The following is a 26929-nucleotide window of genomic DNA, read 5'->3' as shown; positions in this document are numbered from 1 at the left end:
GCGATTTGCACGATCAGCCCTCTACCTTGGTGGCGATCTTCAACAGATCGGCGTCTACGCCGCGCACCCCGACGATCTGCCTGGCGACGTCCACGGCAATGGCCTTCTGCTCGCTGCTGACCACCTCGCCCGATAACCTGACCAGTCCCTCTTCACTGGCTACCTTGATGTTCAGCCCGTCCAGGTTGCGGCTGAAGCGGTAGCTGGCCTGGATCTTGTCGATGATCCAGCTGTCGCTGGGCTGCGGCCCTGTCGGGGCATCGACAGGCTTTTCCCGGGCCTTGGCCAGGGCCGTGCTGTCCAGGCTGACCAGGTTGTTGACCAGATGTACCCCATCGGTAGTACGCGCCAGCACCCCGGCAAGCTCCTTGGCCTCAGGGCTGTCCACCTTGCCGCGCAGGGTCACCACGCCTTCGCGGCTTTCCACCTCGATAGCGGCCTTCTCGGTAACCCGGCTCCACAGCAGCCGTGCGCGCACCACCGCGCCGAGGGTGGCGTCTTCCAGACGCTGGGCGTAGGCACGCAATTCCAGGGGCCTGTCCACCAGGCCTGGGTCGATCCGCAACTGGTTATCCACCTGCTCGATCCCACGCGTGGCCAAGGCCACCTGTTCGGCCAGCATGCGTTCCACCGGATTTTCCACTTCGCCCGAAAGCCGTGCCCGCTGGCCTTCGACTTCTACCTTTATAGGGAAGGCGTTGAGCATGGCGTTAAGGGACAGCGCCGTCTGCAGGGCGCCCTCAAGGCGCGCGTCCTGCACCGGATCAGCCTGGGCCTGGGCGATGACCGACAACACACAAGCCGCCAGCACGGCCATTCGAGGGTAAATAGACATCACAAAACCTCCTTTCGCATCACTCAACCCATGACTCTCGCAACCGCCATGCCAGCTATTTGCCCACAATCAACTTTAGATTTATCAGCCACTTAGCCATCATGAAGGCATGCGGCTAGCATGCATGGGACAGAATCAATCAGAATCGACCATGCAACTTGCCCGATTTTTCCGACACTAATTGAGATCAATCCCAAAGGAGCGCAGGAAATGGAATCAGCCCAGGACAACCAAGGCCGCATTCTGCTGGTGGACGACGAGTCCGCCATCCTGCGTACCTTCCGCTACTGCCTCGAGGACGAGGGCTACAGCGTGGCGACCGCCAACAGCGCCGCCCAGGCTGAGACCTTGCTGCAGCGCCAGGTGTTCGACCTGTGTTTCCTCGACCTGCGCCTGGGCGAGGACAACGGCCTGGACGTATTGGCGCAAATGCGCATCCAGGCGCCGTGGATGCGGGTGGTCATCGTCACTGCCCATTCGGCCATCGATACTGCGGTGGACGCCATCCAGGCCGGCGCCGCCGATTACCTGGTCAAGCCCTGCAGCCCCGACCAGCTGCGCCTGGCCACGGCCAAGCAGCTGGAAGTGCGCCAGCTATCGGCGCGCCTGGAGGCCCTCGAGGGTGAAATACGCAAGCCCAAGGACGGCCTGGACTCCCACAGCCCGGCGATGATGGCGGTGCTGGAAACCGCCCGCCAGGTGGCGACCACCGATGCCAACATTCTCATCCTCGGTGAGTCCGGTACCGGCAAGGGCGAACTGGCCCGCGCCATCCATGGCTGGAGCAAGCGCGCACGCAAGGCCTGCGTGACCATCAACTGCCCGTCGTTGAATGCCGAGCTGATGGAAAGCGAGCTGTTCGGCCACACCCGTGGCGCCTTCACCGGTGCCAGCGAAAGTACCCTGGGGCGGGTCAGCCAGGCCGATGGCGGCACGCTGTTCCTTGACGAGATCGGTGATTTTCCCCTCACCTTGCAACCAAAATTGCTGCGTTTCATCCAGGACAAGGAGTACGAGCGGGTCGGTGACCCGGTCACGCGACGGGCAGATGTAAGGATCCTCGCGGCCACCAACCTCAACCTCGACGAGATGGTGCGCGAGAACCGTTTCCGCGAAGACTTGTTGTACCGGTTGAACGTGATCACCTTGCACCTGCCACCCCTGCGCGAGCGCAGTGAAGACATCCTGACCCTGGCCGACCGTTTCCTGGCGCGCTTCGTCAAGGAGTACTCGCGACCGGCCCGTGGCTTCAGCGACGAAGCGCGCGCCGCCCTGCTCAACTACCGCTGGCCGGGCAACATCCGCGAACTGCGCAACGTGATCGAGCGCGCCAGCATCATCTGCCCACAGGAACGTGTGGAGATCAGCCACCTGGGCATGGCTGAGCAACCCGCCGGCAACGCACCCCGGGTCGGTGCGGCGCTGAGCCTGGACGAGCTGGAGCGCGCCCATATCGGCGCGGTGCTGGCCACCAGCGATACCCTTGACCAGGCCGCCAAGACCCTGGGTATCGACGCCTCCACCCTGTACCGCAAGCGCAAGCAGTACAACCTATGAAATGGCCGATGAAGCTGCGCACGCGGCTGTTCCTGAGCATCTCGGCGCTGGTCACCGTGGCCTTGCTGGGCTTGCTGCTGGGGTTGTTCAGTGTGCTGCAGATGGCAGCGCTGCAGCAGCGCGTGGTGCAGGACACCACCCAGACCCTGGAGCTGGCCCTGAAGCTGCGCCAGAACCTGGGCGAGCAGCTCAACCTCATCCTCGACGAGGACACCGCCCCAAGCACCCTCGTCACCCTGCAGGATCAGTTCCAGACGCTGCTCAAGCAGGGGCTGGAGCAAGGCGGCGAGCGTACCGGCTTCAGCAAGGCCGCCAGCAACTACCAGGCGTTCGTCCAAGCCTATCGGCAGAGTCCGGCGCCCGCTCGCAGCATGGGTGTGGACCAGCCCCTCGGCGCCGCCTTCAACCAGGTGCGCACCGACCTGCTCGACTCGCACCGCCAGGCCCTTGAGCACATTACCCGCAGCGAGGAGGCATCGCGCGACCACGCCTTGCTCATCAGTGGCCTGCTCGGCCTGATGGGCCTCGTCGTGCTGGTCCTCGGCTTCATCACCGCGCACAACATCGCGCGCCGCTTTGGCCAGCCGATCGAGGCGCTGGCCAAGGCCGCCGACCAGGTCGGCCAGGGCAACTTCGACGTCACCCTGCCGGTGACCCAGGCCACCGAGCTCAACCTGCTGACCCGCCGCTTCGGCCTGATGGCCGACGCCCTGCGCAAGCACCAGGCCACCAATGTAGATGAGCTGCAAGCTGGCCAGCAGCGCCTGCAAGCGGTGCTGGACAGCATTGACGATGGCCTGCTGATCATCGACCGGCAAGGGCGCCTGGAGCACCTCAACCCGGTGGCCCAGCGCCAGCTCGGCTGGGACCCCAGCCGCCTCGGCGCAAGCCTGGCCGAAGCCCTGCAACGCCCCGAGCTGGAACAACAACTGCGCCAGGTGCTGCGCGGCGGCAGCCTGGACCGACTGCCGGAGGACCTGAGCCTGGAGGTGGATGAAGAAACCAGGCTGCTGACCTATAGCCTGACCCCGGTCAGCCACCCCGAAGGACCTATTCTCGGCGCGGTGATGGTGCTGCACGATGTCACAGAACAGCGCGCGTTCGAACGGGTACGCAGCGAATTCGTACTGCGTGCTTCCCATGAGCTGCGCACACCCGTCACGGGCATGCACATGGCGTTCGGGCTGTTGCGCGAACGTGTCAGCTTCCCGCCCGAAGCGCGGGAGAACGACCTGCTCGAAACCATTGCCGAGGAAATGCAGCGCCTCACCCAATTGATCAACGACCTGCTCAACTTCTCCCGCTATCAAAGCGGCTTGCAGAAGCTGGAACTGGCCCCCTGTTCATTGGAGGAACTGTTCGAGCGCGCCCAGGCGCGCTTCGTCGAACAAGCCTCGGGCAAGCAGATCGAGATCATCCGCGAGCTGGAACCACCGCTGCCACGTATTCAGGCCGATGTCGCCCAGCTCGACCGGGTGCTGGACAACCTGCTGCACAACGCCATTCGCCACACCGGCTCCGGCGGGCGTATCCGCCTGCATGCCAGGCGGCATGCCGAGCGGGTGATCATCAGCGTCGAGGATAACGGCGAGGGCATCGCCTATGGTCAGCAGGGGCGGATCTTCGAGCCTTTCGTGCAGGTCGGGCGCAAGAAGGGCGGGGCCGGGCTGGGTCTGGCACTGTGCAAGGAGATCGTGCAGTTGCATGGCGGGCGGATGGGCGTGTTCTCACGGCCGGGGCAGGGGACGCAGTTCTATATGGCATTGCCTGTTTGATTACTGCACCGCCAACCTTACTTTCACCGATGGCAAAGCCACTGGGGCGATGAGATTCAAGGGAAAAGGGAAACCTTCAATCGACCCCAAGTAAGAAGTGTGAGCAATCAGCACGCCTCTCGATGGGCAACAAGTAAAATGGCAGGATATGCGACACACCTCGTAAGGGGCGCCACAGTAGGAATGCACGCAATTTAATCCACACCAAACGCGTAAACCTCATTACCCTCCTCTTTGACAAATCGAATATTAGCGCGCCCCAAAAGATTGTTTTTAACAGCATTGAATGCTGCCCACGCCCCTGCCTGAAGCGTTGGTGACCTCAAGTAGCATGTGAACTCTTCGCCGCTGATGCCTGTTCCGGCAACGTGCAAATAGCTAATGTCTTCATAGTCATAATAATACATCAATGTGATATCTTTAATTACCAGTAGACGACCTCCAGGAACAATCATTTCTTCATTTTTGCTCATGATAGCACCTCGAAAAGTAAAGAGTCTGAAAACGCAGACCAACTTTACTTCCAGAAAAAAACCATCACAACTAGCATTTTTATCAGGTACTGGCACCCACGCTCGCAACAAAAAACATCAATACTGAGCAGGCAGAAAGTCACGGCAACAGTTCGCTCGCATTCGAAATGCCAGAATGAGAATGAAACATACCTCAAGGCTCATCATCGATCCGCCGCCCCGCCACCCGCCGCCCGCGGGTAATCAGCTCGGCAAACTGACGGGCATTCAGCGGATGGGCGAACAGCCAGCCCTGCCCATAGTTGACCCCCTCGCTGTTGAGCAGCACCGCCTGGTCCTCGCACTCGATGCCTTCGGCTATTACCCGCAGGTGCAGGTCGTGGGCCATACGGATGATGTGCGGCGCCACGCCACTGCTGGCGGCGTCATGGCCCAGGGCATCGATGAACGACTTGTCGATTTTCAGGCAGTCCACCGGCAGGGTCTGCAGATAGGCGAGGCTGCAATAGCCAGTACCAAAGTCATCGATCAGCACCTGGTGCCCGACAGCGCGTAGGGCCTGCAGGTTGTCCCGCGCCACCACTACATCGATCAGGCCACGCTCGGTCACCTCGAAGGCGATCTGGCTGGGGGCGACACGATGGTGCGCCAGCAACCGCGCCGCCACCCGGCCTATACGCGGCGCCATGACGTCGCAGGCCGCCAGGTTGACCGAGATATAGAGCTGGCGGTTGGCCCGCAGCAACTGCCCCAGTTGTTCGAGCACCCGTTGCAGGACGAAGTCGGTGATCTGTCGAATCTGACCGGTGTTCTCCGCCAGGGGAATGAACAGCTCCGGGCTGGTCAGGCTGCCGTCCGGGCGGCGCCAGCGCACCAGGGCCTCGGCACCGACGCAGCGACGGCTGTCCAATTCGAAGATCGGCTGGTACAGCACCTGCAGCTCGCCCCGGCGCAGCGCATGCTGAAGCTCCGAGCTCATCGAGCGGCGTTGCAGGATCAGTTGCAGCACCAGCCAGCCGATACAGCCGGCCAATACCAGGCTGCCGGGGAACAGCAGCCAGAGCAGCCCGTTGAGCTTCAATGGCAGGCTCGCCCTCGGCGCGATCAGCACCAACTGGTAGTCCGGGGATTTGGTGGACATGCGATAGACCAGGCGGTCGGGCAGCTCGATCAACGATTTGCCCTGCGCGGGCGGCCATTCGGTGGTCGGTGGCCAGGGTTGCGTCGGGCCCAGCACGGGGATGGCACGGGTACCGCGATCCAGCACCACCAGCAGGCTGCCACCGGGCGGCAGGTCGACGACGTCGGTGAGGTGGCCACGGGAGGTGGAGACGACGAAGCGGCCACGGCCCAGCATCAGGGCCGCGAGGTTCTCGTTGGGCTCGGTGGTGGTATTGAGCCAGTAGCTGTAGGTCGGCCCTTGGATATCCGGGCTGCGCAAGGGCTCGATGATCCGCTCCTCGCCGCGGTTGGAACAGGCCCGCGTACCCTCCACATAGGACGCTTCGTAGATGAACCGCGACTTCAGCGCCACCTGTTGCAGTTGTGTCAGCATCAATGGATCGCAGCCGCGCAGGGGCTGCGCCTGCAGCTGGTCAACGGCCTCGCGCAACTGGCCGAACACCTGCTCCAGGCGCTCGAGAAAACGCTCGCCCTGGGCATTCATCTGCGCGCTTTCACTTTGTTTCATCTGTTGCAGGGCAACGTTGACGCTGATCGCAAGCAACAGCCCGGCGCTGGCAAGCGCCGCGAGCGCGGCCAACAGCCAGGGGCGGTGGAAAAATTGACGCACCGTCGTGAAGAGGGCAAGCATGCGTGGCATCCAGTTGAATACCAAAGGTATAGCAACTGAATCAAAGCTTGGCGCAGCCGCTGGGCGTGTGAATTGGCCCGCTTGCGCGCCAAGCGTCCGAAAAGCTCGGGTCAGCGCTTGCGGTTAAGCACCTGCAACATCGCGGCGGTCTGCGCATCCGGCGTGCCATCGAATAGCCGCGGGCGGAAACGCATCTGGAAGGCCGCGATCACATGCCGGGTGGCCACGTCCAGTTCACCGGTCTGGTCGATGGCATAGCCAAACCGCGCCAGCTGCTGCTGGTACCAGCTGATGGTCGGCGGATTGACCTCGAAATAGGCCTGCTGCCGCGCTACCGAAGGCGCATCCGGCCAGACACCCAGGCCAGCCTCGGCCAGACGCTTCCAGGGGAACAGCGGGCCCGGGTCGAGCTTGCGCAGCGGGGCGATGTCGCTATGACCGATGATGTGGCGCGGGTCGATGTTGTTGCGCTTGACGATGTCCTTGAGCAAGGCGATCAGCGCTTGCACCTGGGCTTCGCTGTATGGGTGCCAGACGCGCCCGGTCGGCGTGTCCGTGTAGCCCTCGTTGACGATCTCGATGCCGATGGAGCTGGAGTTGAGCCAGGTGCGGCCCTGCCACTGGCTGTCCCCGGCGTGCCAGGCGCGGCGGCTCTCGTCCACCAGTTGGTAGACCGTGGCCGGTCCGTCGCCGATGAGGTAATGACTGCTGACCTCGCCATGGGTCAGCAGGGCGAGGGAACGCTCCAGCGACGCGTTGGTGTAGTGCACGACGACGAACTGGATGCGGCTGTCCTGATTGGCCGAGGGGTGGCTGCGGTCGATACGCAGGCCACTGGAACAGCCTGCCAGGGCCAACAGGAGCAGGGCGGTGAAAAGTCTTTTCATTGCGGGGAGCACGTCATTGAGTAGGCGACAACAGCGCTACAGTATAACGTGCTCCTGTGGCGACGTTACGCTCAGCGTACGCACATCAGCAGAAATTCCAGCGAGTTGTCGCCGCTGGCGCCTTTCATGTCCACCAGCTGGGTCATCACGCTCAGGCGTTCGATCATTGGTTTGCCGATCACCTTGGCCTGGCCGTGCATCTGCCGGTCGTAGCTGCTGGCATCGATCGGCGACACCGAGCAGAAACCCGGGTCCTGATGCACGATGCGCGGATTGAGTTTCAGCTTGTACTGGGTGAAGTAGTTGGCCTGCGCCTCGCGCTCCACCTGGCTGATCCACTCCGGCCACTGGCGCAGTACCTTGCCGTCTGCCCCCACATGCGCGGTGAGCAGCATGTCCTTGGCCATGGCACTGGTCTGGAAGACCAGGCCGAGCACGGCCAGCATGAGCCATTTGGTTACATTCATCCTACAACTCCTTTCACAATCGATCTGTTGGCGATGCGCTGGAGAGTCAGCGCTGGCCAGAAGTGTCGATTGATCCGGGGGCTGCGGGGCGTTAACTATCTATGCCTGCTCGACACGGTTGCGGCCACCGTCCTTGGCCCGGTACAGCGCCTCGTCGGCCCGCTTGAGTACCTGGTCGCCACGCTCACCGGAGCGGAATGCGCTGAGGCCAATGGACGTGGTGATCACCACCCGCTCACCCTTGAAATGGAAGGGGCAGGCTTCGATGGCCGCACGTAACGCCTCCGCTACCTGGACCGCCGCCGGTGGCGAAGTCTGTGGCAGCAGCAGGACGAATTCCTCGCCACCAAAACGGGCTATGAAGTCGCGCCCACGCAAGCGCTTGCGCAGTTGATCGGCCACGATCTTCAGCACCTTGTCGCCCGCCAAGTGGCCATAGCCATCGTTGATGCGCTTGAAATGATCGAGATCGAGGATGGCCATGGCCAGGTGGCCGCCGTTTTCCTGCCAGTCGAGCACCTCGCGCTCGACCTGCTCGCTCCAGGCCGCCCGGTTGGGCAGGCCGGTGAGCGGATCGATCATGGCCTTCTGGCGTTGCTCCTCGAGATGCTCGCGATAGCCCAGGGCTTCCTGCTCCATGCTCGCCACGCGCTCGGCGAGGCCTTGCAGGCGGCTGGCCAGCTCATGCTCACGGCGGTCACGCTCGTGCTGGTGATCATCCATGGTCACCAGCAGGCCTTCGAGGCGGTTCTCCAGGATATGCTTGAGGCTGTCGACATCGGCAGCACCCTGCACACTGCTCTGCAGGCCATCGACCTGCTCGCGCAGCTGGCTGTCGAGCTCTCGGGCGGCGGAGCTGTTGTCGGCATGGCCGGCGCTGGCTTCGTGCAAGTGGCTCTGGAAGGTTTCCAGGCGCTCGTTGAGCTGCTGCAGGTACGCCTCGAACTCATGCTGGCCGCTGTCGGTGATCGCCAGCATGAGCACAGCCAGGTCATCCAGTACCGGGATCAGCTCGTACCAGTTCAGCCCCCGCGAAACCCGCTCGCGCATCTCCAGGGCCTGGGCCTTGTGGCGCTCGGGCAGGCTCAGGTCATCGAGCAAGCCTATCAGCGTCTGCTCGATATGGGCGGCAACCTGGCTGTAGGGCGGCTCGACCGCATCGGGCAGGGCATAAGGGCCATCATCGACGGTGACCGGCTCCGCCACTGTGTCCGGCTCATCCGTTGCTGCTTGCTCCGTCTCGATGACGGTCAAAGGCTCGGGTACAGGTTCGACAACCGCGGGCACCGAAGGCTCGGCCTCCGGCTGCGCATCGGCAACGACCAACGGCGTGGTTTCAACCAGCGCCGGGCCGGGTAATTCGATTTCCGTTTCAGGCAGCTCGACGGGCACCGTTTCATCCACTGCCTGTGCCGCCTCGGGCAAGGCTTGAGGGGCAGGTGCCAGGGCGTGCAGTTCGTCGGCATCCCTGGGCTGTGGCTCAGGTGCGATGACCGGGGTTGCAGCGGCTGGCTGCGGTGCGGGCGACGTCGCCTCGACGGCAACAGGTGCGGTCGCCAATTCCCCTTGGGGCTCGTCACGGCCACCGAACAGGCGCTGCAGGAACCCGGGGCGAGCTTCATCATCGGGCTTTTGCACGGCATCCAGGGCGCGTCCCTGCAAACCACTGAGCTCGCCCAGCAAGGGCGGCAGCTCGCGGGACTGGCTGACGCCACCGTCGAGCTTCTTCGCCAGCTTTTTCAACGGACGTGCCACATCGCCCGGCAGCGGCAAGGTCTGCAACTGGGTAACCAGCGCGGTCAGCGCCTCGCTGACCTGGTTCATGCGGGTTTCGCGGCGCAGCTCGGAGTCGAGCACGGCTTTTTCCAAGCGCGGAATCAGCCCGGCGAGGCCTGCGTCCATATTGTCGCTGCGGATGACCTCGCGCATTTCCTTCATGCACTGGTCGACGATCTTGTCGCTACCCTCCGCCGCCAGGGTGCTGCGCACCAGGCCACGACGCAGCAGGTCGAGGCGTGCTTCCCAGCGCCGCTCGAGCTTTTCCTGCTGCTCGATGCTCTTGAGGTATTTTTCTTTCCAGCGCTCGGCTTCTTCGGTCATGCCTGGATCCGCAACGGGTAGTGGCATCTAGTCCTGCAATCACTGGATTTCGGCGGAAAAGCCCAACACTTGAGTGCAGGATTCGCCCAGGCAGGACTAACTCAGGACCGGCAGCGTATCCACAGTCAGGGCATCAGGCAATCGGATCTCGACGGCGACGGGCAGGTGATCGGAAATTGGCTGTGCCAGCACCTCGACGCGTTCCAGCGTAAGGCTCGGGCTGAGCAGGATGTGGTCAAGGCAGCGCTGGGGACGCCAGCTGGGAAAAGTGGCCTCGACCTGGGGCGCGACAAGCCCGAGATCACGCAAGGGCGAATGGTCGAGCAGGTCGTTGGCGTGGGTGTTCATGTCGCCCATGAGGATCTGGTGACGATAGCCGCCGATCAGCTCGCGGATATAGGCCAGCTGCCGGGCGCGCGTCTTGGAGCCGAGCGCCAGGTGCATCATCACCACGATCAGGGCGTCGGCACCTTCGCCGAAACGCACGAGGATCGCCCCTCGCCCAGACGGGCCAGGCAAGGGATGGTCTTCCAGGTGCTGGGGCTTCAGACGGCTGAGCACGCCGTTGCTGTGCTGGGCGAAACGCCCCAGGTTGCGGTTGAGCTGCTGGTACCAATAGGGGAAGGCCCCCAGTTGGGCGAGGTGCTCCACCTGGTTGACGAAGCCGGAGCGCAGGCTGCCGCCGTCGGCTTCCTGCAAGGCCACCAGGTCGAAGTCGTTGAGCAGGTCACCGATCTTCTGCAGGTTGCCGGCCCGCCCGTTGTGCGGCAGCAGGTGTTGCCAACTGCGGGTCACATAGTGGCGGTAACGCTCGGTACTGATACCGACCTGGATATTGAAACTGAGCAGCCGCAGGCGACCATCGGCCGGCAGGCCGCTGGCCTGCAGGTGATGTTCGTTGACCTGCGGCTGGTGCAGGCCGACGCTTCGGGTTGAGCGAAAGCGGCCCATGGCATTCGCCGCTTACTTAGCGGCGCGCTCCTTGGCGATCAGCTGGTCGGCGACGTTCAGCACGCCTTCCGGACCACCGGCGGTACCCAGGTCGAAGCGGTACTTGCCGTTGACCACCAGGCTCGGTACGCCGGTGATTTCGTACTTCTTGGCCAGCTCTTTGGCCTGATTGACCTGACCCTTGATGGCGAAGGAGTTGAAGGTGGCGAGGAACTTGTCCTTGTCCACGCCCTGGGTGGCCAGGAAGTCAGCCATGTCATTCGGGTCGGTCAGGCGCATGCGCTTGTTCTGGATGGCATCGAACACCGCGTTGTGGACATTGTGCTCAACACCCATGGCTTCAAGCGTCAGGAACATCTGGCCGTGGGCATCCCAGGGGCCACCGAACATGGCCGGCACACGCTTGAAATTGACGTCCTTGGGCAGCTTGTCGACCCAAGGGTTGATGGTCGGTTCGAAGTGGTAGCAGTGCGGGCAGCCATACCAGAACAGCTCGACGACCTCGATCTTGCCTGGCACCGACACCGGCACGGGGTTGCTCAGCTCGATATATTCCTTGCCGGCCACAGGCTCCGCAGCCTGTACGGCGGCCATACCGAATACGCTGGCGGCGACCAGCGCGGCGCTGAGAATCAGTTTACGCATGCTTTACTCCTGAGCAGTCTTTGGTCGCCTCGACGCGACCTGTGTAGGACAGGTCGGGAAGGGCTCGAGTTCTGTAGTGTAACGGCTACGGACAGAAAAAAGGGCAGCGTGGGCTGCCCTTTTCATCTTTAGCGCTGAAGCATTAACCGAGTGTTAACGCGTAATTCAGTGCAGGCCCTGGATGTAGCTGGACAGTGCTTCGATGTCCTTGTTGCTGAGTTTGCCGGCGATGGTGCGCATGGTCATGGCGTCGCCGTCGTTGGTGCGGTTGCCTTCGCGGAAGTCGGTCAGTTGCTTGCTGACGTACTGCGCGTGCTGGCCACTGAGGTGGGGGAACTTCGCCAGGGCGATGCCTGCACCATTGGGGGAGTGGCAACCGGTGCAGGCCGGCATGCCTTTCTCCAGGTTGCCGCCGTTGAACAAGGCACGCCCATGCTCGACGAGCTTCGGATCGGCGGCACCCACGCTGCCTTTCTGGCTGGCGAAGTAAGCGGCGATGTCGGCCAGGTCCTGGTCGTTGAAATTGGCCAGCATGCCGGTCATCTCAAGCACGGTACGCTTGCCGTCCTTGATGTCGTGCAGCTGCTTGTTCAGGTAGGGCTCACCTTGGCCGGCGAGTTTCGGGAAGTTCGGTGCCAGGCTGTTGCCGTCCGGGTTGTGACAGGCCCCACAGACAGCTGTCTTGGCCTGACCGGCGGCGGCATCGCCTTTGATGGGTCCCGCAGCAGTTGCCGCACCTGCGACCCCCATGGTCAACAGCAGACTCACGACTAGTTTGTTCATCAGCTAATCCAACACGGCTAAGGGTGAAATGTTATGTATCGGGACTGCCGCTCATCCAAAGGATGACCAAACGGTAGTCCTCGGCACTGCAGTCCATGCACAATCCACGCGGCGGCATAGCCTTGAAACCCTGTGTAACATGCACCACCAGTTGCGCCATGCCTTGCGCCAGCCTTGGCTCCCAGGCCGCCCGGTCACCGCTTCTGGGTGCCTGGGGCAGTTGTCCGGCGTGACAGGCCGCGCACGTGCGGTTGTACAACGCCTCGGGATCCTGTGTAGCCTGTGCGCTGAAAAACGGCAGGAACATACCGACAGCAAGCAGCCATTTCGCCATGCGAAACGACCTGACAGGGTTGGGGGCCGCGCTGCGTTCTGTTGCGCGAGCTATTGTTCGACACCCCATGCTCAATTGCCTTCGCTGGGCGAATGAGCACACAAAAACTGGGGCATTATATACTTCCGCCAGCCAAACGGAAACGACACCGCTTGCCAGGCCTGGTCCTACGCCTCCAGCGCTGGGCAACACCCACATCGGAAATCCCATGCAAGTCAAGAACCCCATCCTCGGCCTCTGCCAGAAAGCCAAATTCGCCCTCAGCGCCGCCAAGGTCGAACAATGCCCCGAAGACCAGGGTTACGAGGTGGCTTTCGCCGGCCGTTCCAACGCCGGTAAATCCAGCGCCCTCAACACCCTGACCCACGCCAGCCTGGCGCGTACCTCGAAGACCCCCGGCCGCACCCAGCTGCTGAATTTCTTCAGTCTGGACGATGAACGGCGTTTGGTCGACCTGCCGGGCTACGGTTATGCAAAAGTGCCGATTCCGCTCAAGCAGCACTGGCAGAAACACCTGGAAGCCTACCTGGGCAGCCGCGAATGCCTGCGCGGGATCATCCTGATGATGGACACCCGCCATCCGATGACCGACTTCGACAAGATGATGCTCGACTGGGCCAAGGCCAGCGGCATGCCGATGCACATCCTGCTGACCAAGGCCGACAAGCTGACCCACGGCGCGGGCAAGAACACCTTGCTCAAGGTACAGTCGGAGATTCGCAAGGGCTGGGGCGATACCGCGACCATCCAGCTGTTCTCGGCGCCCAAGCGCCTGGGCCTGGAAGAGGCTTATCGCGTGCTGGCGGACTGGATGGAGCTGGAAGACAAGCCGGTGGCCTGAATCGCCAGGGAACCTGCTAGAAGCGGCTTCAACTCCGAAGCAAGCACCTCGGTACGTGGCACCCGCTTTGCGGGTGATCGCGGCTGAAGCCGCTCCTACAAGGACCGATGCAATACCTGAATTCCAGGCAAAAAAAACCCCGGACTTCGTATGGGGAGGGGGAAGTTCGGGGTCCAAGTCCGGACCGCTAGGGCGGGGTCCAGATATCTGCCAACACTTAACACAACATAGGAGCATCGAAAGGCTTCACCAGCCATTCAGTACCTCTGAGTGGCGGTTCACCGGTTTAGTTCCAAGCCCCTGGAAACTATTTGCGATAGTTTCATGAAACTCTCGATCTAAGGCCCGAGGCCTGCACCGGATCCGCGACACTACGCCGCAGATCCTACACAGCTTTCACGCGGCGTTTAGTGAGCTTCGTCCCAATTCGAGCCAACGCCCGCTTCCACCAGCAACGGCACATCCAGTTGCGCCGCGCCGCTCATGTGGACGCGAATCTCGGCTTTCACCTGTTCGACCAGGTCTTCGCGCACCTCGAGCACCAGTTCGTCGTGCACCTGCAGGATCACCCGCGCATCCAGCCCGCTCTCGGTCAGCCAGTTGTCCACCGCCACCATGGCGCGCTTGATGATGTCCGCCGCGGTGCCCTGCATCGGCGCGTTGATCGCGGTGCGCTCGGCGCCTTTGCGCAAGGCCGGGTTCTTGGCGTTGATGTCCGGCAGGTACAGGCGACGCCCGAACAGGGTTTCGACGAAGCCCTTTTCAGCGGCCTGGGCGCGGGTGCGCTCCATATAGGCCAGCACGCCTGGGTAACGGGCGAAATAGCGGTCGATGTAGTCCTGCGACTGCTTGCGATCGACGCCGATCTGCTTGGCCAGGCCGAAAGCGCTCATTCCATAGATCAGGCCGAAGTTGATCGCCTTGGCGCTGCGGCGCTGGTCGATGGTGACCTCTTCGAGGGCGACACCGAACACTTCCGCGGCGGTGGCGCGGTGCACGTCCAGGTCGTTGCGGAAGGCGTGCAGCAGCCCTTCGTCCTTGGCCAGGTGGGCCATGATGCGCAGCTCGATCTGCGAATAGTCCGCCGCCAGCAATTTGTAGCCGGGGCTGGCGACGAAAGCCTGGCGAATGCGCCGGCCCTCGGCGGTGCGGATTGGAATGTTCTGCAGGTTCGGGTCGCTGGACGACAGGCGACCGGTAGCAGCCACAGCCTGCTGATACGAGGTATGGATGCGTCCGGTACGCGGGTTGATCTGCCCCGGCAGCTTGTCGGTATAGGTGCTCTTGAGCTTGCTCAGGCTGCGGTACTGCATCAGCACCTTGGGCAGCGGGTAGCCCTGCTCGGCCAGGTCATCCAGGACCGCCTCGGCGGTGGACGGCTGGCCCTTGGCGGTCTTGCTCAGCACCGGCATGCCCAGCTTGTCGTAGAGGATCGCGCCGAGCTGCTTGGGCGAGCCCAGGTTGAATTCCTCGCCGGCCAGCGCATACGCCTCACGCTCCAGCTCGACCAGCTTCGCCCCCAGCTCGCCACTCTGCACGCCGAGCAGCCTGGCGTCGACCAGCGCGCCCTGGCGCTCGATCTTCGCCAGTACCGGCACCAGCGGCATCTCGATATCCATCAGCACAGGCAGAACGCTGGGCGTCTGGGCCAGGCGCGCCTGCAGCGCATGGTGCAGACGCAAGGTGATGTCGGCATCCTCGGCGGCGTAGGGGCCGGCCTTGTCCAGTGGGATCTGGTTGAAGGTCAGCTGCTTGGCGCCCTTGCCGGCGATGTCCTCGAAGCCGATGGTGGTGTGGTCCAGGTACTTCTGCGCCAGGCTGTCCATGTCGTGACGGGTGGCGGTGGAGTCGAGCACATAGGACTCGAGCATGGTGTCGTAGGCCACGCCGCGCATATGGATGGCCGGGCTGCCGTTGGCCAGGATGTTGATGTCGTACTTGGCGTTCTGGCCGATCTTGCCCTTGGCCGGGTCCTCCAGCAGCGGCTTGAGCGCCAGCAACACGCGCTCGCGGTCCAGCTGGGCCGGAGCGCCTTCGTAGTCGTGGGTCAGGGGCACATAGGCGGCTTCATGGGGCTCGACGGCGAACGACAGGCCGACGATCTGCGCCTGCTGGGCGTCCAGGCCAGTGGTTTCCGTATCGAAGGCGAACAGCGGCGCCTGACGCAGCTTTTCCAGCCAGGCGTCGAAGCGAGCCTGGTCGAGGATGGTTTCGTACTTCGGCTCAACCTTCTCGGCCACAGGAGCCTCGGCGGCAGCGGCGCCATCACTGGCCTGGGGCGCGCTGCGCTGGACGTCGGCGACCCAGCTCTTGAACTCCATCTCGGCGTACAGAGCCAGCAGCGCTTCACGGTCCGGTTCGCCGCAGACCAGGGCGTCCACCTCGACATCCAGCTCGACATCGCACTTGATGGTGGCCAGCTCGTAGGAGAGGAAAGCCGCATCGCGGTGCTCCTCGAGCTTGGCGGCGAGGGTCTTGGCGCCTCGAATGGCCAGGCCCGGCACCTTGTCCAGGTTCTGGTACACATCGCTCAGGCCACCACCGATACCGGTCAACAAGCCGACCGCGGTCTTTTCGCCAACGCCCGGCACGCCGGGAATGTTGTCGACTTTGTCGCCCATCAGGGCGAGAAAATCGATGATGTGTTCGGGACCTACGCCGAACTTCTCGTGCACGCCAGCGACGTCGAGCACGCTACCGGTCATGGTATTGACGAGGGTAACGTGGCCGTCCACCAGCTGGGCCATGTCCTTGTCGCCGGTCGAGATGATCACCGGGCGGCCGGCGGCGGCGCTGCTGCGCGCCAGGGTGCCGATCACGTCGTCGGCCTCCACGCCTTCGACGCACAGCAGCGGGTAGCCCAGGGCGCGGACGCTGGCGTGCAGCGGTTCGACCTGCACCCGCAGGTCGTCGGGCATGCTCGGGCGGTTGGCCTTGTACTCGGCGAACATGGCGTCACGGAAAGTCCCGCCCTTGGCATCGAAGACCACCGCGAACAGGCTGTCCGGGTACTGCTTGCGCAGGCTCTTGAGCATGTTCAGCACGCCCTTGACCGCGCCGGTAGGCATGCCTTTGGAGGTGGTCAGCGGCGGCAGCGCGTGAAAGGCGCGGTAGAGGTAGGACGAACCGTCCACCAGGACGAGGGGCGCTTGGCTCATGAGGAGAATCAACCTTTTCGACGGGTCCGGCGCTAGAATAGCCGGATCAATGACGACAAAAGGACTAGGTTATCATGCGCACACTCAATCGCCTGTTACTGCTCGGTCTGCTGGCCACCATGCCAGTCGTCACCCAGGCGGCGGACGAAGCCCCATCGGCCGATCCCGATGTAACCATTCGCACGGAAGGCGATAAAACCATCCAGGAGTACCGTCAGAACGGCTTCCTGTATGCGATCAAGGTCACGCCGAAGAACGGCAAGCCTTATTTCCTGGTACGCGCCGATGGCTCCGAAGGCAATTTCATTCGTTCCGACCAGCCGGACATGCTGATTCCGTCCTGGAAGATCTTCGAGTGGTAAGCTAGTAACGCGTATCGTTCTTATCAACCAGGCACTTCCGGCGGAAGTGCCCGCATGGGCAATTCTTCAACATGTCAGTCTTCACCCCTGTGTCCCGGCCTGAGCTGGAAATCTTTCTGGCGCCATACGAGCTGGGCCGCCTGCTCGACTTCCAGGGCATCGCCGCCGGTACCGAGAACAGCAATTTCTTCGTCAGCCTGGAAAAAGGGGAGTTCGTCCTCACACTGATCGAGCGTGGGCCGGCTGAAGACATGCCGTTCTTCATCGAACTGCTCGACGTGCTGCACGATGCCGACATGCCCGTGCCCTATGCCCTGCGCGACCGCGAAGGGCATGGCCTGCGCGAACTGTGCGGCAAGCCTGCGCTGCTGCAACCGCGACTGTCGGGCAAGCACATCAAGCTGCCGAACAACCAGCACTGCGCCCAGGTCGGCGAGCTGCTGGCGCACATTCACCTGGCCACCCGCGAGCGCATCATCGAGCGCCGCACCGACCGGGGCCTGGACTGGATGCTGGAATCGGGCGCCGAACTGCTGCCGAGCCTGAACCAGGCGCAAACCGGGCTGCTGCAACCGGCGCTGGCGGAAATCACCGCGCACAAGGCGCAGATCCTCGCCCTGCCCAAGGCCAACCTGCACGCCGACCTGTTCCGTGACAACGTGATGTTCGAAGGCACTCACCTGACCGGGCTGATCGACTTCTACAACGCCTGCTCCGGGCCGATGCTGTATGACATCGCCATCACCGTGAACGACTGGTGCCTGGACGAGCAGGGTGGTATCGATCTGCCGCGCGCCCAGGCATTGCTGGGCGCCTACGCGGCACTGCGACCGTTCACCGCCGCTGAAGCGGAGCTGTGGCCGGTGATGTTGCGGGTGGCGTGCGTGCGCTTCTGGCTGTCGCGCCTGATCGCGGCGCAGGCGTTCGCCGGGATGGACGTGATGATCCATGACCCTAGCGAGTTCGAAGTGCGTCTGGCGCAACGCCAGCAGGTGGCGCTGAAGCTGCCGTTCGCGCTCTAAAGGGCGATAACACCGCGATCACCCGCGAAGCGGGTGCCACACAGCGTGGCGCCCGTTTCGCGGCTGAAGCCGCTCCTACAGCTGCTCCAGGCAGCCGACCAGGTCGCCACCGAGCTTCTCCAGCAAGCGCTCATAGCCCTTGCCATCCACCTTGTCGGCGCCACCCAGCGCATCCAACTCGGCCAACCGCACCGGCAACCCGGCCGTCAGCGTCTCGGCCAGACGCGGCCTCAGCGGCGGCTCGCTGAACACGCAGGTCTTGCCCACCGCCTGCAAGCGCTTGCGCATGGCGGCGACGTGCTGCGCGCCCGGCTGCACCTCGGACGCCACGCTGAACACGCCGGTGTGCTTCAGGCCATAGGCGGCCTCGAAGTAGTCGAACGCCTCGTGAAACACGAAGTAAGGCTTGCCGGCGATCCCCGCCACACGCTGCTTGATGCGCGCATCCAGGGCATCCAGGCGCTCGACGAACTGCTTGAGGTTGGCCTGGTAGCGCGGGGCATTGGCCGGGTCGGCCGCTGCCAGGTCGCCGGCCATCTTCGTCGCGATCACCCGGGCATTCAGCGACGACAGCCACAGGTGTGCATCGAGGCTGCCCGGGCGGTGGTCGTGGTCATGATCGTCGTGGTCTTCCTCGTCATGGGAGTGGCTGTCCTCGCCGAAATGACGCAACTGCATGCCCGACAGCGACTGCACGGCCACGGTCGGCTTGGCGCGGCTCTTCAGCACGCGGGGCAGGAAACCTTCCATGTCCGGGCCGATCCAGTACAGCAGGTCGGCATCGGCGACCTTGCGCACGTCGGAGGGGCGCAGCGCATAGTTGTGCGGGGAGGCCCCTGGCGGCAGCAGCACATCGGGACTGCCGACACCGTCCTGAACGGCGGCGGCGATCTGTTGCAGGGGCTTGATGCTGGTCAGCACGCGCACGTCGGCGTGCGCCGAAAAAGCGATGAAAGCGACAAAGAGGGCAAGGATTCGGGACACGGTGGATACTCGGGTCGTCAGAAACAGGTAACATAATAACGTCTCCATCCTGAACCGTCGCTGCCCATGTCCATCACGCCGCTGGCCCACCGTCCCCACGATCACTCCCATTGCGTCCACAGTGCGCTGGCCGAGGCCGACGCGCTGTGCAACCGTCAGGGCCTGCGCCTGACCGCCCTGCGCCGCCGCGTGCTGGAGCTGGTGTGGCAGAGCCACAAGCCGCTGGGCGCCTACGATATCCTCGCCGTGCTCAGCGAGCAGGACGGCCGCCGCGCCGCGCCACCGACCGTCTATCGCGCCCTCGACTTCCTTCTGGAAAACGGCCTGGTGCACCGCATCGCCTCGCTCAATGCCTTTATCGGCTGCAGCCATCCCGAGCACGCGCACCAGGGGCAGTTCCTGATCTGCCGCGAATGTCATGTAGCCATCGAGCTGGAGCAGAACAGCATCAGCGACGCCATCGTCAGCAGCGCCAATGCCGTGGGTTTCGCGGTCGAGACGCAAACTGTCGAAGTGGTCGGCCTGTGCGGCAACTGCCGGGGCAAGGCATGAGCGATGCCCTGATCCGCCTCGAGCAGGTCGGTGTCAGCTTCGGTGGCGAAGCGGTGCTCGACAGCATCGACCTGGCGGTGGCGCCGGGCCAGATCGTTACCCTGATTGGTCCCAACGGCGCCGGCAAGACCACCCTGGTGCGCGCCGTGTTGGGCCTGCTCAAGCCGCATCGCGGCAAGGTGTGGCGCAAGCCCAGGCTGCGCATCGGCTACATGCCGCAAAAGATCCAGGTGGACGCCACATTGCCCTTGTCGGTGCTGCGCTTCCTGCGCCTGGTGCCCGGTGTAGACCGTGCGGCAGCCTTGGCAGCGTTGCAGGAAGTCGGCGCCGAGCAGGTGATCGACAGCCCGATCCAGACCATCTCCGGCGGCGAGATGCAGCGTGTGCTGCTGGCCCGCGCGCTGCTGCGCGAGCCCGAGTTGCTGGTACTCGACGAACCGGTGCAGGGTGTCGACGTGGTTGGCCAGACCGAGCTGTACAACCTGATCACCCGCCTGCGCGACCGCCACGGCTGCGGCGTGCTGATGGTCAGCCATGACCTGCACCTGGTCATGAGCGCCACCGACCAGGTGGTCTGCCTCAACCGCCACGTGTGCTGCTCGGGCCACCCGGAGCAGGTCAGCAACGACCCGGCCTTCGTCGAGCTGTTCGGCCAGAACGCCCCAAGCCTGGCCGTCTATCACCACCATCACGATCACAGCCACGACCTGCACGGTTCGGTGATCGCCCCCGGCGCCCATGTTCACGGAGAGCACTGCAAGCATGGCTGATTTTCTTCTCTACGCCCTGCTTGCCGGTGTTTCGCTGGCGCTGGTCGCCGGCCCCCTGGGCTCGTTCGTGGTGTGGCGGCGCATGGCCTATTTCGGCGACACCCTGTCCCATGCCGCGCTGCTCGGCGTGGCCCTGGGCTTCGCCCTGGATGTCAGCCCGGCGCTGGCGGTGACCGTCGGCTGCCTGCTGCTGGCGATCCTGCTGGTGACCCTGCAGCAGCGCCAGCCGCTGGCCTCGGACACCCTGCTCGGCATCCTCGCCCCCAGCACGCTGTCGCTGGGGCTGGTGGTGCTGAGCTTCATGCACGATGTGCGCATCGACCTGATGGCCTACCTGTTCGGCGACCTGCTGGCGATCAGCCCTACCGACCTTGCCTGGATCCTCGGCGGCAGCGCCTTGGTGCTGGTGCTGCTGGCGATGTTCTGGCGACCATTGCTGGCGGTGACCGTGCACGAGGAACTGGCGATGGTCGAAGGCTTGCCGGTGACCGGCCTGCGCCTGGCACTGATGCTGCTGATCGCCGTGGTGATCGCGGTGGCGATGAAGATCGTCGGTGTGTTGCTGATCACCTCGCTGCTGATCATCCCGGCCGCCGCGGCACAGCGTCACGCCCGCTCACCGGAGCAGATGGCCGTGGGCGCCAGCCTGCTGGGGGTTGCCGCGGTCTGCGGGGGCCTGGCGCTGTCCTGGTTCAAGGACACCCCGGCCGGGCCTTCGATCGTGGTCTGTGCGGCAGTGCTATTCTTGCTGAGCTTGGCGTTGCCGAAACGCTGAATTTTCAGGGTGCGCACAGGCGCATCCTGCAACCTTTTCGCAGGTTTCGAGTCTGAGAAGACCTGTTTTCGAGCGTGCGCACCTGGGTGTAGACTTGCTCGCTTTTTGCGCAAATAGAGAGTCGCAGGAATGAAGCCGTTCGCCTCACGTTATCTGCTTGTTGCCGCGTTTTCCCTGTTCCTGGCTGCCTGCTCCAGCAAGCCGGCCGAACAACCGGTGGCGCCTGCCCAGCCCGATGCCTGGCAGCAGCTCGAGCAAAGCATCGCCAGCAACGAGCTGGCCACCGCCGAGGATCAACTGGCCGCCTTGCAGGCCCAGGCGCCGGATGATGCCCGCCTCGAACCGCATCAGCGCCAGCTGGCCGAGGCCTACCTGCGCCGTAGCCAGATCGTCCTGCAGAAGGGCGATGTGAATGCCGCTGCCACGGCACTGGCCCGCGCCCGCGCGCTGATGCCGCAAGCACCGGCCCTGACCGGCGGCGATGCCGTGGCCCAGGCACGCAAGGCCGAACTGGAAAAGGCCGAAGCGGCGCTCAAGGCTGCCGAGTCCAAGCCCAAGGCCCGGGTGATCGACCCGACCGCGCCGACCACTGTCGTGGCGCTGAAAACCACCGATAGCCGCGCAATGCGTCGCCAGCTGGACGATATCGCGGCGGACGTGGTGAGTTATCAGTGCGAGGTGGTGTTCCAGGTGCCGCGCACCGAGGATGCGCCTTGGCTCAAGACCCTGCTGGAGAAGCGGGTGCGCAAGCTCGACAGTGGCTTCGAGCTGAAGCAGAAGCATGAGATCCAGCGCTCATTGCCGGCGCAGGTGGTGTTGATTCCCCATCAGCAATAAACCTGTCAGGGCCTCATCGCCGGCAAGCCGGCACCCACAGGGTGGGAGCCGGCTTGTCGTAGCGACGAACCGCGGCGATGGGCTGCAAAGCAGCCCCCCCGATTATGCAGGAATAGCTTCGGCAGCCGCCTCCCGCGCCCACACCCGGTGCCCCTCGACTGCCTTGAAGAAGGCCTCGAGCGCCTTCTGGTCATCGCCCAGCAACAGCCCCGCATCTTCCTTGAGCCCCAGCTTGTTCAGCAGCAGCTTGCCCTCACTGGCCACGCCCATGGGCTTGAGATGCTTGTAGGCCTCGAGCAGGAAATGCTTGGCCACGCCGCTGTTTTCCAACCCCTCCAGCGAAGCCTTGCCCGCCGGCACCCACACACCGTCGAACATCACCGACGGCATGCCCTCCATCGACGCATCCACCGGCAGCTGCTTGCCACCGGCAGTCTTCACCGGTGCCGAAGTCGGCCCCAGCAGCATGGGGCGCGCACTTTGCGCCTCCAGCGCCTTGACCACCTTGTCGACACTCGCGTCATCCACGCCGCCAGCCACCAGGATGGCGATCTTGCGCCCACTGATGCCGATGTCCCCGGGGTGGTTCATCTGGCTCAAGGCCTTTGACTGCGCCGGTTTGCTGCCCTTGACCTTGACCGTGCCGGCCTTCGGCGCCGGCAGCCCGAGGTTGGCCGCCACCGCTGCCGCCAACTTAAGATCGATGTTGGCGAGGATCTCGTTCACCTCCCGCGCCCGGATAGCCTCGCGCTCGACCTTGCCCAGTTCAAAACTGTAGGCCTTGATGATGTGCTGCTGCTCGGTGGGGCTCATGCTCTGGAAGAACAGCCGCGCCTGGGAGAAATGGTCGCCGAACGACTCACTGCGCTGGCGGATCTTGTTTGCATCGATACGTTCCTGGTAACTCTCGAAACCGCCATCCTGCGCGGCGGGCGGCGTTTCCTTCGGCCAGCCGCCATCGATCGAGTTGGGCTCGTAGGAGGCCCGGCCCTTGTCGATGGTCATGCGGTGCATGGCATCGCGCTGGCTGCTGTGATTGGGCGCGACGGGGCGGTTGATCGGGATCTCGTGGAAGTTCGGTCCGCCCAGGCGGCTAATCTGGGTGTCGGTGTAGGAGAACAGCCGGCCCTGCAGCAACGGGTCGTTGCTGAAATCGATGCCCGGCACGATATGCCCGGGGCAGAAGGCGATCTGTTCCACTTCGGCGAAGAAGTTGTCCGGGTTGCGGTCGAGCACCATCTTGCCCAGCGGCGTCACCGGCACCAGCTCCTCGGGGATGATCTTGGTCGGGTCGAGCAGGTCGAAGTCGAACTTGTGCTCGTCGGCCTCCGGCACGATCTGCACGCCCAGCTCCCATTCCGGGTAATGACCGGTCTCGATCGCTTCCCACAGGTCGCGGCGGTGGTAGTCGGTGTCCTTGCCGGCAAGCTTCTGGGCTTCGTCCCACAGCACCGAGTGCACGCCCTGGCGCGGCTTCCAGTGGAACTTGACGAAGCTGGCCACGCCTTGGGCATTGATCAACCGGAAGGTATGCACGCCAAAGCCTTCCATCATGCGCAGGCTGCGCGGAATGGCCCGGTCGGACATCGCCCACATGACCATGTGCGCGGATTCCGGCACCAGCGATACGAAGTCCCAGAAGGTATCGTGGGCAGAGCCACCGGTGGGCATCTCGTTGTGCGGTTCGGGTTTGACCGCGTGGACGAAGTCGGGAAACTTGATCGCGTCCTGGATGAAGAACACCGGCATGTTGTTGCCGACCAGATCGAAGTTGCCTTCATCGGTGTAGAACTTCACCGCAAAGCCGCGCACGTCGCGCACCGTGTCGCCCGAGCCACGTGGGCCCTGCACGGTGGAAAAGCGCACGAACACCGGGGTGATTTTCTCGGGATCTTGCAGGAAACCGGCCTTGGTCAGCTCGGCATGGCAGCCGTAGCTCTGGAAGTATCCATGGGCGCCGGTCCCGCGGGCATGGACGATGCGCTCGGGTATGCGCTCATGGTCGAAGTGGGTGATCTTCTCGCGCATGATGAAGTCTTCGAGCAGCGAAGGCCCACGGGCGCCGGCCTTGAGGCTGTTCTGGTTGTCGGCGACCTTCACCCCCTGGTTGGTGCGCAGCGCCTGGCCGCTGGCGTCGCTGCGAAACGCTTCCAGGCTCTGCAGCTTGGCGTTGGTGTTGGCCTTGTCCGGGGTGTCGGTGCCGGCGACAGGGCTGGGCTGTGGCGCCTGGGGCTTCTTGCTGGGCATCTTCGGCTCTCCTCATCAGTCATCAGGCTGCCCGTTCGGGCTTGTTCAATTAGTGACTGGGCCGCCGTCGGCTGCGTTCAATCGGATTGCCGACCGTCGCGTTATGCCGATTGGATTGGAGCGTGACGAAATAAATGCTAAGAACACGCAGGGGAAAAGGCTAAAATGCGCGCCCCGGCTAACCGCTGACCCAAATTCCATGCGCCCCACAAGGTTCGCTCAGTGATCGAGTTTCAAAATGTCCACAAGACCTACCGCGTCGCCGGTAGGGATATCCCGGCCCTGAACCCGACCAGCCTGACCATCGAAGATGGCCAGGTGTTCGGCCTGATCGGCCACTCCGGTGCCGGCAAGAGCACCATGCTGCGCCTGATCAACCGCCTCGAGGAGCCGTCCGGCGGCAAGATCGTGGTCGACGGTGAAGACGTCACCGCCTTCGACTCGAACCAGCTGCGACGCTTCCGCCAGCAGGTCGGCATGATCTTCCAGCACTTCAACCTGCTGGCTTCCAAGACCGTTGCCGACAATGTCGCCCTGCCGCTGGTGCTGGCGGGCGAGCTGTCGCGTGGCGAGATCGACAAGCGCGTCACCGAGCTGCTGGCCCGTGTCGGCCTTTCCGAGCACGCGAAGAAGTACCCGGCGCAACTGTCGGGTGGGCAGAAGCAGCGCGTCGGCATCGCCCGCGCCCTGTCCACCAACCCCAAGATCCTGCTGTGCGACGAAGCCACCAGCGCCCTCGACCCGCAGACCACCGCCTCGGTGCTGCAACTGCTGGCCGAGATCAACCGCGAGCTGAAGCTGACCATCGTGCTGATCACCCATGAGATGGACGTGATCCGCCGGGTCTGCGACCGCGTGGCGGTGATGGACGCCGGGCAGATCGTCGAGCAGGGTCCGGTGGCCGACGTGTTCCTGCACCCGCAGCACGCCACCACCAAGCGTTTCGTCCAGGAAGACGAGCAGGTCGACGAGAACGAGCAACGCGACGATTTCGCCCATGTGCCGGGGCGCATCGTGCGCCTGACCTTCCAGGGCTGCGCCACCTACGCGCCGCTGCTGGGCACCGTGGCCCGCGAAACCGGCGTGGACTACAGCATCCTTGCCGGGCGCATCGACCGCATCAAGGACATTCCCTATGGCCAGCTGACCCTTGCCCTGATCGGTGGAGACATGGAGGCGGCATTCGCCCGCTTCACTGCAGCTGACGTACATATGGAGGTACTGCGTTGATGGACATCCTCAGCTATTTCGCCAACGTCGACTGGGTCGAGATCTGGCAGGCGACCAACGACACCATGGTCATGCTGTTCATCTCGCTGGCCTTCATCATCCTGCTGGGCCTGCCACTGGGCGTCGTGCTGTTCCTGTTCAGCCCACGGCAGATGTTCGAGCACAAGAAGGTCTACGCCGTGCTGGCGACCATCGTCAACATCGTGCGCTCGGTGCCGTTCATCATCCTGCTGATCGTGATGATCCCGATCACGGTGCTGATCACCGGCACCTCGCTGGGCGTTGCCGGTGCCATCCCGCCGCTGGTGGTGGGGACCACGCCGTTCTTCGCGCGGCTGGTGGAAACCGCCCTGCGTGAAGTGGACCGCGGCATCATCGAGGCTACCCAGTCGATGGGCGCCACCACCCGCCAGATCATCTTCAAGGCCGTGCTGCCTGAAGCGATGCCAGGCATCATCGCCGCCATCACCGTGACCGCCATCACCTTGGTGTCCTACACCGCCATGGCCGGTGTGGTCGGGGCCGGTGGCCTGGGTGACCTGTCGATCCGCTTCGGCTACCAACGCTTCCAGACCGACGTGATGATCGTCACCGTGGTGCTGCTGGTCATCCTGGTCCAGGTACTTCAAATGATCGGCGACAAGCTGGTCGTGCATTTTTCCCGTAAGTAACCCCAATGGGGTCGGCCCGGCCGACCCGTTCGGGGGCCGTCGCGGCCCTCACAAGGAGTGATCAATGAAGAAGCTGCTTGCTGTTGTCGCCGCGGTCGCGGCCTTCTCGGCCCACGCCGAGACCCTGACGGTCGCCGCCACCCCGGTGCCGCACGCCGAGATCCTCAACTTCGTCAAGCCGCAGCTGGCGAAGGAAGGCGTGGAACTGAAGGTCAAGGAGTTCACCGACTACATCCAGCCGAACGTGCAGGTGTCGGAAAAGCGCCTGGACGCCAACTTCTTCCAGCACCAGCCGTACCTGGATGAGTTCAACAAGGCCAAGGGTACTCACTTGGTAAGCGTCGCCGGCGTGCACATCGAGCCGCTGGGCGTGTACTCGGCCAAGGTCAAGAAGCTCGACGAACTGCCTTCCGGCGCCGCCGTGGTCATTCCCAACGACGCCACCAACGGCGGCCGCGCCCTGTTGCTGCTGGATAAGGCCGGAGTGATCAAGCTCAAGGACAACACGAACATCCTGTCGACCATCAAGGACATCGCCGAGAACCCGAAGAACCTGAAGTTCCGGGAACTGGAAGCCGCGACCATCCCGCGTGTGCTGACCCAGGTCGATGCCGCCCTGATCAACACCAACTACGCGCTGGAAGCCAAGCTCAACCCGGAAAAAGACGCCCTGGCCATCGAAGGCAAGGACTCTCCGTACGTGAACATCCTGGTGACCCGCGAGGACAACAAGGACGCGGACGCGGTGAAGAAACTGGTACAGGCCCTGCACTCGCCTGAGGTCAAGCAGTTCATTACCGAGAAGTACAAGGGCGCTGTGGTTCCTGCGTTCTAAGCCTGCAGCCTGGGGCCGCTTCGAG

General features: G+C 63.6%; 25 protein-coding genes. 12 read left to right on the top strand and 13 right to left on the bottom strand.

All coding sequences use genetic code 11. The annotated features are described in order from the left end of the window. Positions 1–13: 13 nt before the first annotated feature. A complete protein-coding gene (locus ACODS9_RS21915; RefSeq protein WP_401108200.1) occupies positions 14–835 on the bottom strand; it encodes a BON domain-containing protein in 822 nt (273 codons plus the stop codon). Positions 836–1045: 210 nt separating this feature from the next. Between ACODS9_RS21915 and algB the strand changes: the two genes are divergently transcribed. Both algB and ACODS9_RS21905 read left to right on the top strand, forming a co-directional pair. Beyond that, entirely contained in the window at positions 1046–2392 is a 1347-nt protein-coding gene (gene algB, locus ACODS9_RS21910) for a sigma-54-dependent response regulator transcription factor AlgB (protein WP_401108197.1), read from the top strand. After that, positions 2389–4167: a KinB sensor domain-containing domain gene (locus tag ACODS9_RS21905; protein ID WP_401108194.1), complete on the top strand. Its 1779-nt coding sequence runs from the start codon at positions 2389–2391 to the stop codon at positions 4165–4167. Before algB ends, ACODS9_RS21905 begins: the two co-directional genes overlap by 4 nt. A gap of 194 nt (positions 4168–4361) precedes the next feature. On the opposite strand, the gene ACODS9_RS21900 is transcribed toward ACODS9_RS21905, so the two are convergent. From ACODS9_RS21900 to ACODS9_RS21860, 9 genes are all read right to left on the bottom strand, one after another. Beyond that, positions 4362–4640, bottom strand: coding sequence for a hypothetical protein (locus tag ACODS9_RS21900; RefSeq protein WP_489094740.1), 279 nt, complete (start codon positions 4638–4640; stop codon positions 4362–4364). Between the two features lie 193 nt (positions 4641–4833). Then, positions 4834–6453, bottom strand: coding sequence for an EAL domain-containing protein (locus ACODS9_RS21895; protein WP_401108188.1), 1620 nt, complete (start codon positions 6451–6453; stop codon positions 4834–4836). 110 nt (positions 6454–6563) lie between these two features. Further along, the gene (locus ACODS9_RS21890; RefSeq protein WP_401108185.1) at positions 6564–7340 is read right to left on the bottom strand and encodes an N-acetylmuramoyl-L-alanine amidase; all 777 of its coding nucleotides are present in this window, start codon (positions 7338–7340) and stop codon (positions 6564–6566) included. Between the two features lie 71 nt (positions 7341–7411). Continuing rightward, positions 7412–7807: a hypothetical protein gene (locus ACODS9_RS21885; protein ID WP_367857543.1), complete on the bottom strand. Its 396-nt coding sequence runs from the start codon at positions 7805–7807 to the stop codon at positions 7412–7414. Positions 7808–7906: 99 nt separating this feature from the next. Next, a complete protein-coding gene (locus ACODS9_RS21880; protein WP_489094739.1) occupies positions 7907–9907 on the bottom strand; it encodes a diguanylate cyclase in 2001 nt (666 codons plus the stop codon). A gap of 96 nt (positions 9908–10003) precedes the next feature. Further along, positions 10004–10858, bottom strand: coding sequence for an endonuclease/exonuclease/phosphatase family protein (locus ACODS9_RS21875; RefSeq protein ID WP_046853623.1), 855 nt, complete (start codon positions 10856–10858; stop codon positions 10004–10006). A gap of 12 nt (positions 10859–10870) precedes the next feature. Further along, positions 10871–11503 carry a thiol:disulfide interchange protein DsbA gene (gene dsbA, locus ACODS9_RS21870; RefSeq protein ID WP_046853622.1) on the bottom strand — a complete coding sequence of 211 codons (633 nt, stop codon included), beginning with the start codon at positions 11501–11503 and terminating at the stop codon, positions 10871–10873. Positions 11504–11668: 165 nt separating this feature from the next. After that, a complete protein-coding gene (locus tag ACODS9_RS21865; protein WP_023629401.1) occupies positions 11669–12286 on the bottom strand; it encodes a c-type cytochrome in 618 nt (205 codons plus the stop codon). Positions 12287–12317: 31 nt separating this feature from the next. After that, complete coding sequence (locus ACODS9_RS21860; protein ID WP_031314666.1) at positions 12318–12620, bottom strand: c-type cytochrome; 303 nt, start codon at positions 12618–12620, stop codon at positions 12318–12320. Positions 12621–12828: 208 nt separating this feature from the next. Here ACODS9_RS21860 and yihA point away from each other — a divergent pair, with 208 nt between their 5' ends. Then, entirely contained in the window at positions 12829–13461 is a 633-nt protein-coding gene (yihA, locus tag ACODS9_RS21855; protein WP_046853620.1) for a ribosome biogenesis GTP-binding protein YihA/YsxC, read from the top strand. 407 nt (positions 13462–13868) lie between these two features. Here yihA and polA read toward each other — a convergent pair whose 3' ends face one another. Further along, complete coding sequence (gene polA / locus ACODS9_RS21850; protein ID WP_489094738.1) at positions 13869–16619, bottom strand: DNA polymerase I; 2751 nt, start codon at positions 16617–16619, stop codon at positions 13869–13871. 74 nt (positions 16620–16693) lie between these two features. Here polA and ACODS9_RS21845 point away from each other — a divergent pair, with 74 nt between their 5' ends. Then, positions 16694–16981, top strand: a complete 288-nt coding sequence (locus ACODS9_RS21845) for a DUF2782 domain-containing protein (protein ID WP_046853618.1) — start codon at positions 16694–16696, stop codon at positions 16979–16981. 71 nt (positions 16982–17052) lie between these two features. Then, positions 17053–18003 carry a homoserine kinase gene (locus ACODS9_RS21840; RefSeq protein ID WP_489094737.1) on the top strand — a complete coding sequence of 317 codons (951 nt, stop codon included), beginning with the start codon at positions 17053–17055 and terminating at the stop codon, positions 18001–18003. 75 nt (positions 18004–18078) lie between these two features. On the opposite strand, the gene ACODS9_RS21835 is transcribed toward ACODS9_RS21840, so the two are convergent. Then, on the bottom strand, positions 18079–19035 hold the full coding sequence (locus ACODS9_RS21835) for a zinc ABC transporter substrate-binding protein (protein ID WP_489094736.1): 957 nt from the start codon (positions 19033–19035) through the stop codon (positions 18079–18081). An 18-nt stretch (positions 19036–19053) separates the two neighbouring features. Between ACODS9_RS21835 and zur the strand changes: the two genes are divergently transcribed. From zur to ACODS9_RS21815, 4 genes are all read left to right on the top strand, one after another. After that, a complete protein-coding gene (gene zur, locus ACODS9_RS21830) occupies positions 19054–19539 on the top strand; it encodes a zinc uptake transcriptional repressor Zur (protein WP_046853615.1) in 486 nt (161 codons plus the stop codon). After that, on the top strand, positions 19536–20309 hold the full coding sequence (gene znuC, locus ACODS9_RS21825; RefSeq protein WP_489094735.1) for a zinc ABC transporter ATP-binding protein ZnuC: 774 nt from the start codon (positions 19536–19538) through the stop codon (positions 20307–20309). Before zur ends, znuC begins: the two co-directional genes overlap by 4 nt. Then, positions 20302–21084, top strand: a complete 783-nt coding sequence (gene znuB, locus ACODS9_RS21820) for a zinc ABC transporter permease subunit ZnuB (protein WP_046853614.1) — start codon at positions 20302–20304, stop codon at positions 21082–21084. Before znuC ends, znuB begins: the two co-directional genes overlap by 8 nt. A gap of 129 nt (positions 21085–21213) precedes the next feature. Further along, on the top strand, positions 21214–21921 hold the full coding sequence (locus tag ACODS9_RS21815) for a PA5502 family lipoprotein (RefSeq protein ID WP_046853613.1): 708 nt from the start codon (positions 21214–21216) through the stop codon (positions 21919–21921). Positions 21922–22023: 102 nt separating this feature from the next. Here ACODS9_RS21815 and katE read toward each other — a convergent pair whose 3' ends face one another. Then, positions 22024–24168 carry a catalase HPII gene (gene katE, locus ACODS9_RS21810; RefSeq protein ID WP_489094734.1) on the bottom strand — a complete coding sequence of 715 codons (2145 nt, stop codon included), beginning with the start codon at positions 24166–24168 and terminating at the stop codon, positions 22024–22026. Between the two features lie 222 nt (positions 24169–24390). Here katE and ACODS9_RS21805 point away from each other — a divergent pair, with 222 nt between their 5' ends. The 3 genes from ACODS9_RS21805 (at position 24391) to ACODS9_RS21795 (ending at position 26904) form a co-directional block, all read left to right on the top strand. Next, positions 24391–25398: a methionine ABC transporter ATP-binding protein gene (locus tag ACODS9_RS21805; RefSeq protein ID WP_110696963.1), complete on the top strand. Its 1008-nt coding sequence runs from the start codon at positions 24391–24393 to the stop codon at positions 25396–25398. Further along, the gene (locus ACODS9_RS21800; RefSeq protein ID WP_023632566.1) at positions 25398–26069 is read left to right on the top strand and encodes a methionine ABC transporter permease; all 672 of its coding nucleotides are present in this window, start codon (positions 25398–25400) and stop codon (positions 26067–26069) included. The genes ACODS9_RS21805 and ACODS9_RS21800 overlap by 1 nt, the downstream gene beginning before the upstream one ends. A gap of 64 nt (positions 26070–26133) precedes the next feature. Continuing rightward, entirely contained in the window at positions 26134–26904 is a 771-nt protein-coding gene (locus tag ACODS9_RS21795) for a MetQ/NlpA family ABC transporter substrate-binding protein (RefSeq protein ID WP_046853610.1), read from the top strand. The last annotated feature ends 25 nt before the right edge of the window (positions 26905–26929 follow it).

The organism is Pseudomonas sp. FG36 (genome assembly GCF_057809275.1).
This window is presented reverse-complemented; position numbering and strand designations above follow the sequence as displayed.